Genomic DNA, 12,830 nt, shown 5'->3' with positions numbered 1-12,830 from the left:
ATTGTACTTGAAGTGAAATAAAAAAACTACTATGCACTATTTTTGTATAAAAATTCGGTTGAGTATATTATTTTTCTAATAAAATTAAGTTTTTTTAGATTTAAAAATTTATAAATATTTAATTGACTCTATAAATATACAATATTATAATCATACTTAATTTAAAGAATCGATATGAGGAGGAACTTATGAAAGTCGCAATTATTGGAGCCACTGGATATGGGGGCATTGAGTTAATTCGTTTATTAGAACAACATCCATATTTTTCGATAGCATCTCTCCATTCTTTTTCACAAGTTGGTGAGTGTATAACAAATGTATATCCGCATCTTCGAAATGTCCTTTTTCATACGTTACAAGAAATTGATGTGGAGACGATAGGAAAAGAAGCAGAAATCGTATTTCTAGCAACCCCAGCAGGAGTATCGGCGGAGTTAACTCCCAAGTTATTAGCAGAAGGTTTAAAAGTAATTGACCTATCTGGAGACTTTCGTATGATAGATCCTTCGTCATATGAACTGTGGTATAAAAGGCCAGCAGCGAAAGAAGAAATTCTTAGAAAAGCAGTGTATGGGTTAAGTGAATGGAAAAGGACTGGGATTCAAAAGGCAAATTTAATTGCAAACCCAGGATGTTTTGCTACAGCCACATTGCTAGCGATAGCGCCGTTAGTACGTAGCGGCATGATTGAAGAAGATTCAATTATTATTGATGCGAAATCAGGGGTATCAGGAGCAGGTAAAACACCAACAACAATGACTCACTTTCCTGAGCTATATGATAACTTGCACATTTATAAAGTGAATGAGCATCAGCACGTTCCAGAGATTGAGCAAATGCTTACAGAATGGAATAGTGAATCACAGCCGATTACATTTAGCACACATTTAATACCGATATCACGAGGAATTATGATTACACTTTATGCAAAAGTAAAACAAAAGATGGAAATAAAGCAACTTCAAAAATTGTATGAAGAAACGTATGAACAATCGCCTTTCATCCGAATTTGTACGCAAGGGAAATTTCCAAGTCCAAAAGAAGTGAGAGGCTCAAATTATTGTGATATTGGCATAGCTTACGATGAAAGAGCTGAAAGAGTTACGGTCGTTTCTGTTATAGACAATATGATGAAAGGCGCGGCTGGGCAAGCGATTCAAAATGCAAACATAATAGCGGGACTAGAAGAGACAACAGGTTTACAACATATGCCGCTTTATCTATAAGGGGGACATGATGATTAAAGTAGCGTCTATTACAAAATTAGAAAATGGTTCAATTGTAACGCCGAAAGGCTTTTCGGCAATTGGTACTGCAAATGGTTTAAAAAAGGAGAAAAAGGATTTAGGTGCCATCGTTTGTGATGTACCAGCATCATGTGCCGCTGTGTATACAACGAATCAAATACAAGCAGCTCCTTTGCAAGTAACGAAGGATAGTATAACGGCAGAAGGGAAGTTACAAGCAATTATCGTTAATAGTGGAAATGCAAATGCTTGTACTGGAATGAAAGGATTACAAGACGCATACGAGATGCGCGCATTAGGGGCGGAACATTTTGGGATGAAAGAAAATTACGTTGCAGTAGCTTCAACAGGTGTAATTGGTGTTCCACTGCCGATGGATATAATCCGAAAGGGAGTTGCAACTCTTATACCGACGAAGGAAGAAAGTGAAGCATATTGTTTTTCTGAAGCAATTTTAACGACGGATCTTATAACGAAAGAAACTTGCTATGAAATGATTATTGATGGGAAGAAAGTGGCGATTGCGGGTGTTGCAAAAGGTTCAGGGATGATTCATCCGAATATGGCAACGATGCTTAGTTTTATTACGACAGATGCTCATATAGAGCATGACGTATTGCAAACAGCGTTATCCCAAATTACGAATCATACATTTAATCAAATTACGGTAGATGGAGATACTTCTACGAATGATATGGTCATCGTTATGGCAAGTGGATTATCAGAAACAAGACCGATAAATATGGAACATACAGATTGGGAAACTTTCGTATGTGCTTTACAGCAAGTATGTGAAGATTTAGCGAAAAAAATTGCACAAGATGGTGAAGGAGCTACGAAGTTAATAGAAGTAAATGTGCTAGGAGCTCAAACGAATGAAGAGGCAAAAAAAATTGCAAAGCAAATAGTCGGTTCGAGTCTTGTGAAAACAGCAATACATGGTGAAGACCCAAACTGGGGGCGAATTATTAGCAGTATTGGACAAAGTGAAGTAGCTATTCATCCGAACACAATTGATATTACTCTTCAATCTATATCGGTATTAAAAAATAGTGAGCCTCAAATATTTTCTGAAGAAGAAATGAAAGAGAGATTACAAGAAGATGAAATAGTCATTAATGTGTACTTACACTTAGGTGAAGAGACAGGATCAGCTTGGGGCTGTGACTTAAGCTATGAATATGTGAAAATAAATGCTTGTTATCGTACATAAGGAGAGAGAAGATGAGCGATTATATTGTAGTGAAATGCGGCGGTAGTATGTTGAATCAATTAAATGCTGTGTTTTTTGATTGTATAAAGAAATTGCAACAGAAGTATAGAGTAGTGATTGTTCATGGTGGTGGGCCAGAAATTGATGCCAAATTAAAAGATTGTAACATCAACGTAGAAAAAAGAGATGGATTACGCGTAACACCAAAAGAAGTTATGGATGTTGTTCAAATGGTGCTATGCGGAAGTACGAATAAAAAACTCGTAATGAATTTACAAAAGCATAATTTACTTGCTGTAGGTTATTCAGGGTGTGACGGCAATTTACTTCAAGTTCAACCTGTCAGCGAGGAGATAGGATATGTGGGCGAAGTAAGTTATGTAGAAACAGCCTTATTAAAAGGATTAATAAATATGGGGTATATTCCTGTTATTGCTCCAATCGGGGTAAATGGTAATGAAATTTATAACATAAATGCGGACAATGCTGCAGCTGGGATTGCGGCCGCGTTAGGGGCAAAAGAGCTTGTTTTTATTACGGATGTAGATGGAATATTACATGAAGGGAATTTGGTAAAGGAAACGGATGAATCTGAAATTGCAACTTTTATAGAAACAGGTGTTATTACAGGTGGGATGATTCCGAAAGTACAGGCGGCACTAGCATCATTAAAAATGGGAGTGCAAAAGATAAGTATTGTGAATGGTACAAAAGATTTTACTGAGGTTACGGGAGAGTGTATTGGAACGACGGTAACGAAAGGCGTGAGTATTGCATGACGAGTCATCTTTTTCAAACGTATGGCAGAAGAACTATTGAGTTTGTAAAGGGAACTGGAACGAAAGTTATTGATAATAAAGGTAAGGAGTATTTAGATTTTACATCAGGAATTGGCGTATGTAATTTAGGACATTGTCACCCTACTGTGCTCAAAGGTGTACAAGAGCAACTTGATGATATATGGCATATATCTAACCTGTTTACAAACAGCTTACAAGAAGAAGTTGCGTCATTATTAACAGAAAATAGAGCATTAGATTATGTGTTTTTCTGTAATAGTGGGGCAGAGGCAAATGAAGCGGCTTTAAAGTTAGCACGTAAGCATACTGGAAAATCTCTCGTCGTAACATGCCAGCAGTCTTTTCACGGTAGAACATTTGGAACGATGAGTGCAACGGGCCAAGATAAGGTAAAAGAAGGATTTGGTCCATTACTTCCATCTTTTTTACATATCCCTTTTAACGATATTAAAGCATTAGAGGAAGTAATGAATGAAGAAGTTGCGGCGGTAATGGTAGAAGTTGTTCAAGGAGAGGGAGGAGTGATACCTGCTGATCTATCTTTTTTGAAAGAGATTGAAACATTATGTAATAAGTTCGGTTCCTTATTTATTATAGACGAAGTACAAACGGGGATAGGAAGAACTGGGACACTATTCGCTTATGAACAAGTGCGAATAGAGCCTGATATCGTTACCGTTGCAAAGGCACTTGGGAATGGGGTTCCTGTCGGAGCGATGATTGGTCGGAAAGAGCTCGGAACGTCGTTTACTGCAGGATCACACGGTTCAACTTTTGGCGGGAATTACATCGCGATGGCTGCAGCGAAAGAAGTATTGCAAGTAAGTAAAAGACCATCGTTTTTAAAAGAAGTACAAGAAAAAGGTGAGTACGTATTAGAGAAGTTGCAAGAGGAATTACAGCATGTCGAATGTATTCAAAATATACGTGGTAAGGGGCTTATGATTGGGATTGAGTGTAAGCATGAAGTTGCAAGTTTTATAGAACAACTAGAAAACGAAGGACTTCTCGTATTACAAGCAGGCCCTAATGTTATAAGACTATTACCGCCACTCATTGTCACGAATGAAGAGTTAGAACAGGCAGTATATATAATAAAAAAAGTAGTTTGTACAAAAAACGTATCAATCATATAAGGGGGAAGTTTCATGTCAACTGTACAAGTACCGAAATTAAATACGAAAGATCTTTTAACACTAGAAGAATTAACGAAAGAAGAAATTATTTCTTTAATTGAGTTCGCTATATATTTAAAAAAGAATAAGCAAGAGCCTTTATTACAAGGCAAAATATTAGGGCTTATTTTTGATAAGCATTCAACTCGTACTCGTGTATCTTTTGAAGCGGGAATGGTACAACTCGGGGGACATGGTATGTTTTTAAGTGGGAAAGAGATGCAAATGGGAAGAGGAGAAACCGTTTCAGATACTGCGAAAGTATTATCGCAGTATATTGACGGGATCATGATACGTACATTCTCACACGCGGATGTAGAAGAGCTTGCAAAAGAATCGAGTATTCCTGTTATTAATGGATTAACGGATGACCATCATCCTTGTCAAGCATTGGCAGACCTCATGACAATATATGAAGAAACAAATACATTTAAAGGAATAAAATTAGCTTACGTAGGTGACGGAAATAATGTATGTCATTCATTGTTGCTAGCGAGTGCAAAAGTCGGAATGCATATGACTGTTGCAACGCCTGTAGGATATGAACCGAATGAAGAGATTGTAAAAAAAGCGTTAGCGATTGCCAAGGAAACAGGAGCTGAAATTGAAGTTTTGCATGATCCTGAATTAGCGGTGAATGAAGCAGATTTCATTTATACTGACGTTTGGATGAGCATGGGGCAAGAGGGCGAAGAAGAGAAATATTCTTTATTTCAACCTTACCAAATCAATAACGAACTTGTTAAGCATGCGAAGCAAACATATCGTTTCTTACACTGTTTACCTGCCCATCGTGAAGAAGAAGTAACAGGAGAAATTATAGATGGACCACAGTCTATCGTCTTTGAGCAAGCTGGTAATCGATTGCATGCGCAAAAAGCATTATTAGTAAGTTTATTTAAAAATGTAGAAGAGCCTTCCTAAAAGGGAGGTTTTTTTATATTAAAATGTCGGATGTATATTTGGTTAACCATTTCGATATCATTTATAATAAAAGAGAAAACTAAATTTGTTTTTCAGAGTGTGTAAGGACATACTACATATAAAAATATAGTTAAAGAGATGATGAGGGTGAAAACAACTAAGAAAACATATTCGTTTTTTCAGCGGATGTGGAGAATATTAAAGTTTCAATATTATAAGTTGCTTCGATCGCCAGAAGGCGCAAAGAAAGTATCGTTAGGGTTTGCTATAGGATTCGGCTTAGAAATGTTAGTCATTTATACGGCATCGCTCGTATATGTAATATTTTATCCAATCGTCAGGTTAGCAAAGGGATCTTTTCCTGCGGCAGTTATTGGCAATATTATTGGGAAAATATCGTTTCTCCCAGTATTTTTATTTCCGCTTGCGTATGCGCTAGGAAAAATGATTTATCCATTTCATGTACAGAAAATTCATCATGAACCATTTACGATATCGGACTTGTTTTCAAGTCACATTTTTACGATATTAAAGAGCTTATTACAAAGTGAAGTGTATGTATTAATTGGAATGACGATTTTAGGAGTTGTGTTTGGTCTCATTTCATATTTCGTTGTGCATTATTTATACGAAAAGAACCGTAAGTTACGTTTGAAGAAAAGGAAGAAACGAGTGAGAGAACCACTTGTACAATTATAAACAATGTCACATTCATTTTCTCCTTTGAATATGTTTAAGAAAAAGGAGGAGAGGATAATGTATTATTATTACGTACCTCAAGTATATCCATATATAAATTATTATCCGGTTTATGATACGAGTAGACAATACGAATTATATCGGCAACAACAATTACAGCAATTATCACAAATACCACAATTACCACAACAACAGCCTACACAGGAAAAAAAACCATATTTAACAACATGGCCATATTCCAATGTGTACTATGGTAATTATTACGAATCATAAAGCTGCTTCTATTTAGAAGCAGCTTTATACGTTTGTTTTCAAAATTAAATTTTGAATGGTTTGAAGAGAATGAATGAGCTTTTCGCGCTCTTCCTCAGATAATGTTTGGAAATTTTCTTTTAGTTTGTCTAAAATGAATTGCTGATACTGATTTACTAATAATTTCCCTTCAGCTGTTAGAGAAATTAAAATGACCCGTCGATCTTTTTCGCTATAATGACGCTCTATTAGTTCTTCTTGAATAAGTTTGTTTAATAGAGGTGTCATGTTAGGCCGTGAAATCGCTAGCCGCTTGCCGATTTCGGAAACTGCTAATGTGCCGTTTTCATGCAAAAGCAGTAATACTTGTGTATGTGATGGCGGCATATGTCTTTGAGAAGAAAATTCTCCAGGAAGCATAAATTTGCGATAAAAAAGAGGCACTAGCGAAAGAAGATGATCAACAATACGTTCCCACTCGCGTGATTCCATATAAAGGCCCCCTTCCACTCTCATTGTAACAAAAAAGACATGTTATAAAAATAGAATTGTTTCATGGGAATTTTAATATTTGTAGGCCAACACTTTTTTTGTAAATGAATCGGCAATAATCGTATAGCCTTTATCATTTGGGTGTACTTGGTCAAAGAGCAATTCTTTTTTATCATTCGGTATTAATTTACGAATTGGCAAAACGATAGATGGTTGATTCACTTTTGCAATGGAATAAACGGATTCATTCCAGCCGTCTAAAAACATATCTGCATAACTTGCGATGGAGTCATCGAGTTGTAACGGGTTATAGAGTTCAGAAAGAATGAGTAAAGCATCCGGATTTTGATCTCGGACTGTCTTTACAATATTTTTTACATCCGCTTCAAAATGACCTTTTTCTTTATTTAACATTTTAATACCGTCTATAACATCGACATCACGATTTAAGCGAAATAAATTATTTCCCCCAATATTAATTGTAATGATATTTGCTGCTCTAATTTTTTCCTTTACATCTTCTGATTGAACTTTTTTAGCGAGACGATCTGTTGTAAGACCGTTTACCCCAAGGTTTTCTACTGTAATTGGTTTATGAATTTGTGCTTCTATTTGCTTAGAAGCTAATTCAGCAAATCCACCTTGTGTCGATCCATATCCTTTAGCGAGTGAATCACCTAATACAAGATGATAAAAAGATTCGTTTGTTTGCTTATCAATCCAATTTGGGGCAGATGTTTTTTCTGTTTTTTCTTCAGATTCATTTTGTTTTGTCTCGTCGTTCTTTTCAAAATAAGAATAAGAAATGATCAGAAGGAGGAGACAAACAATTGTTAAGATGACTTTTTTCATAAATTCATCCTCCTTGTAATTGGTAATTGTATCATATTCAGCAGTATTAGCAATGTAAGGGCATATTATATGTTTATGAAAAGTTTATAATAACTTTACAGAAAATTTGTTGAAGTTTGTCAAAAAATATTGACGATAGGAAAGAACTTTATATATGATAATGTCAGATAAGGTGAAACTTTAATTAGTGGGAGCTTTATTTCCTATTAATTGTTAGTCTTCATCAATCGAGCGTTTAAGGGGACTACTCGTTAGCGCAGGGTGAAATGAAAATTGTGTCTCTAATAGAAGAAAAAAGGTATGTGGTTAGAGACAGATAGGGATTCATTTCATTATTTCTGGTAATTGTATAAGGGGGATTTTTTGTGAAAAAGTCAAAAAAAATGCTAGCTGGAGCAACTCTTGCGATTGGTGTTATAGCACCGCAAGTAATGCCAACAACAGCTCATGCAGATGAGAACGCTGGGGAGAGTACAGTTAACTTACGAATTCTAGAAACATCAGATATTCACGTTAACTTAATGAATTACGATTATTATCAAACGAAAACAGATAATAAAGTAGGTCTCGTACAAACGGCAACACTCGTTAATAAAGCACGTGAAGAAGTGAAGAACTCTGTCCTATTTGATGATGGGGATGCATTACAAGGGACACCGCTTGGGGATTACGTAGCGAATAAAATAAAAGATAAAGATCCGAAGAATCCTGTTGATCCTAACTATGTCCATCCATTATATCGTGTAATGAATTTAATGAAGTATGACGTCATCTCTCTTGGGAATCATGAATTTAACTATGGTTTAGATTATTTAAAGGAAGTGACTAGTAAAACAAAAATTCCGGTTATTAACTCGAATGTCTACATAGATGACCATGATGGTAATGATGAGAATGACGAGCATTACTTTGATAGACCATATCATATTTTAGAGAAAGAAGTAGTGGATGAAGCAGGCAAAAAACAAATAGTGAAAATTGGTGTAATGGGATTTGTTCCACCACAAATTATGAATTGGGATAAAGCGAATTTAGAAGGACAAGTTAAAGCGAAAGATATAGTTGAAACAGCGAAGAAAATGGTACCAAAAATGAAAGCAGAAGGTGCAGATGTTATCGTTGCACTAGCTCATTCCGGTGTTGATAAAAGTGGGTACAACGTTGGTATGGAAAACGCGTCGTATTATTTAACAGAGGTTCCTGACGTAGATGCAGTATTAATGGGACATTCACATACTGAAGTGCAGGATATATTTAATGGTGTTCCAGTTGTAATGCCTGGCGTTTTTGGCAGTAACTTAGGTATTATTGATATGCAATTGAAAAAGGTAAACGGAAAATGGGAAGTACAAAAAAAGAATCAATCTAAGCCAGTACTTCGTAAGATTGCTGATAGTAAAGGTAATCCGTTAGTAGAATCTGATCAAAAATTAGTTAATGAAATTAAAGATGAACATGAAAAGACAATCGAATATGTAAATACACCTGTAGGTGAAACGAAAGCACCAATTAATAGTTATTTTTCATTAGTACAAGATGATCCTTCCGTACAAATTGTGACAAATGCGCAAAAATGGTATGTAGAACAAGAACTTAAAAAACCAGAGTACGAAAAGATTAAAGATATTCCGGTTTTATCTGCAGGTGCACCATTTAAAGCAGGTGGCCGAAACGGTGCTGCATATTATACTGATATTCCAGCTGGAACGTTAGCAATTAAAAACGTTGCAGATTTATACGTATATCCAAATACGTTATATGCTGTAAAAGTAAATGGGGCACAAGTGAAAGAATGGCTTGAAATGTCTGCAGGTCAGTTTAATCAAATTGATCCTAAACCAAAAGAAAAAATTGAACAGCAATTGGTGAATACAGGATATCCTACATATAACTTTGATATTATAGATGGTTTAAAATATGAAATTGATGTAACACAACCGCCGAAATACGATAAAGATGGAAAAGTTGTAAATGCAAATACGAATCGTATTGTAAATATGACATATGAAGGTAAACTAGTAGCTGATGATCAAGAGTTCATCGTTGCTACAAATAATTATCGTGGAAGTAGCCAGACGTTCCCGGGTGTAAGTAAAGGGGAAGTTGTATATCAATCGCAAGATGAAACACGTCAAATTATTGTAAAGTATATGCAAGAAACGCCAGTTATTAACCCGACAGCAGATCAAAATTGGACGTTTAAACCGATTGTTGCAGATAAATTAATTACAACATTTGATTCTTCACCAAAAGCAAAAGAGTATATAAAGAAAGATGGAAAGATTTCATATGTTGGACCATCTGAAAATGAATTTGCTAAATATGCAATTGATATAACGAAGAAGAATGATGATAAAGAAACTGGTGGAGAAAATCCAACGACACCGCCAACAGGTGGTGGAGAAAATCCGACGACACCGCCAACAGGTAATGGAGAAAACCCAACACCACCAACAGAAGAAGGTAATAATGGTAATGAACCAAAGCAAGATGGAAACAATACTGGATCTGGACAAACTACAACAGATGATCAAAATACAAAAGAAACAACAACAACTGTAAGTGAAAATAAAGAAGCTGAAAAAGATGAACGTGATTTACCGAAAACAGGTGCAAGTATTGCTTCTACAATTGGAGCTGGTCTTGCGTTTGTTGGAGCGGGATTACTTATGTTATTTAGAAGAAAGAAAGCGAATAGATAGTCGAGAAATATAAAAAGGATTACCGATTTGGTAATCCTTTTTGTTATATTATGAAACTGGTACTGCTTTTTCTTTTTTCCATGAAAGACCGAATCCAGTAAAGCCGACGATAATGGTTACGACTGGACACGCTAAACAGAAGATTGCGTATGGCAAGTAATCGAATGTTGGAACGCTAAGAACGTTTGTTAAGAATACGCCACTGACACCCCATGGTACGAGTGGATTAATTACTGTACCAGCATCTTCTAATACTCGTGATAAATTACGACGTTCTAAACCGACTTCATCGTATTTATTAGCGAATGCTTGTCCTGTTAAAACGATAGATAAGTATTGCTCACCAAGTAAGAAGTTTACACCAATTGCAGTTGAAGCAGTAGAAATAATTAAGCGTGTACTAGTTTTTACGAAGCTAGAGATAATATTCATCAGCTGCGCTATAATACCCATTCCTTGTAATAATCCTCCCATACAAAGAGCTAGGAAAATAAGAGCAATTGACATCATCATACTTTGCAGGCCACCGCGAGATAATAAGCTGTCAATGTCTTTGATACCAGTTTTAGAAACGTAACCGTCTTGCATAATTTTTATTAAATCAGCTAAAGAAGTGCTAGGTTTAAAAATAAAGAGAATAATAATCCCTACCACAATTCCTGCAAGTAATGTTGGAACTGCGGGTACCTTTTTAAATGCGAATAGGAACAGTAATAAAATAGGAATCAGTGTAACGATAGAAATCGTTGCATTTTTTTCTAGTGTGTTAATAAATGCTGAGAAATCAACGTTTCCACCAGATCCGCTTCCTAAAATGAAAAATGCGATAAATGCAATAATGAAAGCTGGCACTGTTGTCCAAAGCATGTTACGAATATGTTCAAATAAATCTACACCTGTTACAGCAGGCGCTAAGTTTGTTGTATCAGATAAAGGAGACATTTTATCTCCGAAGAATGCACCAGAAATAATTGCACCAGCAATAAGAGCTGGATCGTATCCAAGGGCAGTACCCATTCCCATAAAGGCAAGTCCTACAGTTGCAGCAGTTGTAAATGCACTACCGATACTCGTTCCAACAATTGCACAAACAACAAAAACAGTTGGAACAAAAATTTTTGGAGATACAAGTTGGAAGCCGTATACCATTAAAGTTGGAATAGTTCCAGCTGCGATCCAAACGCTAATTAATACGCCTACAAGTAAGAAAATAAATATAGATGGAATACCAGCTGAAATACTACTGATCATACCTTTCTCCATAGTAGACCAAGAGATTTTCTTCAGGAATCCAAATGCTAATAAAAGAACGATACCAAATAAAATTGGGATGTGTGGTGAAACTTCTAATTGAATAACACTAAAACCAATACAGAAAAAGATAAAAATTGTTAAAAGAACAGACTCAATTTTTGAAACCATTGTTTTCCCCTCCTAAGTAATGTAAAATAGCTCTTTTTTATATAAAATTCGCCAATATTGTATATTTCCTTCTAAAATTTAGAATTTTGTGACAAATTACCGGTAATTGTCCATATCTCAATATGATGCGGAAATAATTGGATAAAAAAACGTCCCTGCATATAATTATGCAGGGACGAAGAAATCGCGGTACCACCCTAGCTTGTGAAATGAATGTATCACAAAATAAAGGGTCGTATGATATGCGTTAATAAAATAAAAACGCCCCTGCAATATATGCAGGGACGAAAAATTCGCGGTACCACCCTAAATTGTGAAACAGTTTCGTTCCACCACTCTTTAGACATAACGGTCTATAACCGTCTTTCACTACTCCTTACGTTTCGTAAAAGAAGCTCCAGGGGGTAATTCATAATTCGCTCTGTACTGGTTCGCACCGACCACCAGCTCTCTGAAATCAGAAATCGAAATACTACTAAATCCTATCAACGCCGATTCATATGATGTTAGTTAAATTTTTATCATATATTCATCATACATGTCAATAAAAATATGTGATATTTTTTTAGGGAAATAAAGGAGGTAGGTTTTAACACTAAAAAATGTGCGTTATAATGAATTTGAAAGGGGAGGAAAGAGTGAAGAAAAAAATAATTCTTTTTACCACCTTACTAGTCATTGGCGGAAGTGCTGGCATTTACACAGCTTTTGCAGCTGAATTAGAGCAAGCGAAGCAAAAGCAAGTACAGCAGTCAGAAGTGAAGAAATCGAAAGAAGCGGAAGAGAAGAAGTCGATGGAGAAAGCAGCTACGAAACTAGGGGTTTCTAGTGATGGAAAAACAAAAGAAGAAATTACGAAAGAAGTAAATAAGGCTAAATTTGAGCAGCGTCATGATTTATTAATTGAGCATGCGAAGCAACTTGGAATTGATACAGAAGGAAAAAAGGATGAAGAGATTATTTTAGAAATCGGAAAGATACAACATAGAAAGTAGAGCAACTTATCGTATGATAAGTTGTTCTTTTTTAAGAACTACTTGATTTAAAAATAA

General features: G+C 35.7%; 12 protein-coding genes and 1 other annotated feature. Of the genes, 9 read left to right on the top strand and 3 right to left on the bottom strand.

The window, feature by feature from the left end:
- Positions 1-188 precede the first annotated feature (188 nt).
- The 7 genes from argC (at position 189) to ACTJJY_RS04235 (ending at position 6,331) form a co-directional block, all read left to right on the top strand.
- Entirely contained in the window at positions 189-1,226 is a 1,038-nt protein-coding gene (gene argC / locus ACTJJY_RS04265; protein WP_078400493.1) for an N-acetyl-gamma-glutamyl-phosphate reductase, read from the top strand.
- Positions 1,227-1,236: 10 nt separating this feature from the next.
- Entirely contained in the window at positions 1,237-2,460 is a 1,224-nt protein-coding gene (argJ, locus tag ACTJJY_RS04260) for a bifunctional glutamate N-acetyltransferase/amino-acid acetyltransferase ArgJ (RefSeq protein WP_000598385.1), read from the top strand.
- Between the two features lie 11 nt (positions 2,461-2,471).
- The gene (gene argB, locus ACTJJY_RS04255; protein ID WP_440605075.1) at positions 2,472-3,239 is read left to right on the top strand and encodes an acetylglutamate kinase; all 768 of its coding nucleotides are present in this window, start codon (positions 2,472-2,474) and stop codon (positions 3,237-3,239) included.
- Positions 3,236-4,396: an acetylornithine transaminase gene (locus tag ACTJJY_RS04250; protein WP_440605074.1), complete on the top strand. Its 1,161-nt coding sequence runs from the start codon at positions 3,236-3,238 to the stop codon at positions 4,394-4,396. The genes argB and ACTJJY_RS04250 overlap by 4 nt, the downstream gene beginning before the upstream one ends.
- 12 nt (positions 4,397-4,408) lie before the next feature.
- Positions 4,409-5,359, top strand: a complete 951-nt coding sequence (gene argF, locus ACTJJY_RS04245) for an ornithine carbamoyltransferase (protein WP_000108861.1) — start codon at positions 4,409-4,411, stop codon at positions 5,357-5,359.
- 138 nt (positions 5,360-5,497) lie between these two features.
- Entirely contained in the window at positions 5,498-6,058 is a 561-nt protein-coding gene (locus ACTJJY_RS04240; RefSeq protein ID WP_002005691.1) for a DUF2062 domain-containing protein, read from the top strand.
- A 57-nt stretch (positions 6,059-6,115) separates the two neighbouring features.
- Positions 6,116-6,331 carry a hypothetical protein gene (locus tag ACTJJY_RS04235; RefSeq protein ID WP_440605073.1) on the top strand — a complete coding sequence of 72 codons (216 nt, stop codon included), beginning with the start codon at positions 6,116-6,118 and terminating at the stop codon, positions 6,329-6,331.
- A gap of 24 nt (positions 6,332-6,355) precedes the next feature.
- On the opposite strand, the gene ACTJJY_RS04230 is transcribed toward ACTJJY_RS04235, so the two are convergent.
- Positions 6,356-6,802, bottom strand: coding sequence for a MarR family winged helix-turn-helix transcriptional regulator (locus ACTJJY_RS04230; RefSeq protein WP_000445819.1), 447 nt, complete (start codon positions 6,800-6,802; stop codon positions 6,356-6,358).
- A gap of 72 nt (positions 6,803-6,874) precedes the next feature.
- Complete coding sequence (locus ACTJJY_RS04225; protein ID WP_440605072.1) at positions 6,875-7,654, bottom strand: GDSL-type esterase/lipase family protein; 780 nt, start codon at positions 7,652-7,654, stop codon at positions 6,875-6,877.
- Positions 7,655-8,019: 365 nt separating this feature from the next.
- Between ACTJJY_RS04225 and cpdB the strand changes: the two genes are divergently transcribed.
- Positions 8,020-10,356, top strand: coding sequence for a bifunctional 2',3'-cyclic-nucleotide 2'-phosphodiesterase/3'-nucleotidase (cpdB, locus tag ACTJJY_RS04220; RefSeq protein ID WP_440605071.1), 2,337 nt, complete (start codon positions 8,020-8,022; stop codon positions 10,354-10,356).
- A 48-nt stretch (positions 10,357-10,404) separates the two neighbouring features.
- Here the strand turns inward: cpdB and nhaC are convergent, their stop codons facing one another.
- Positions 10,405-11,778 (bottom strand): Na+/H+ antiporter NhaC, encoded by a 1,374-nt coding sequence (gene nhaC, locus ACTJJY_RS04215; RefSeq protein WP_000253730.1) that lies wholly within the window; start codon positions 11,776-11,778, stop codon positions 10,405-10,407.
- A 277-nt stretch (positions 11,779-12,055) separates the two neighbouring features.
- Positions 12,056-12,276 (bottom strand) — a binding site (T-box leader).
- A 140-nt stretch (positions 12,277-12,416) separates the two neighbouring features.
- Here nhaC and ACTJJY_RS04210 point away from each other — a divergent pair.
- Positions 12,417-12,773: a hypothetical protein gene (locus ACTJJY_RS04210; RefSeq protein ID WP_440605070.1), complete on the top strand. Its 357-nt coding sequence runs from the start codon at positions 12,417-12,419 to the stop codon at positions 12,771-12,773.
- Positions 12,774-12,830: the final 57 nt, after the last annotated feature.

Origin of the sequence: Bacillus sp. 22475, assembly GCF_052044835.1 — a bacterium.
GTDB lineage: Bacteria > Bacillota > Bacilli > Bacillales > Bacillaceae_G > Bacillus_A > Bacillus_A cereus.
The sequence above is the reverse complement of the archived record's forward strand: the minus strand, read 5'-3'. Positions and strand labels throughout refer to the sequence as shown.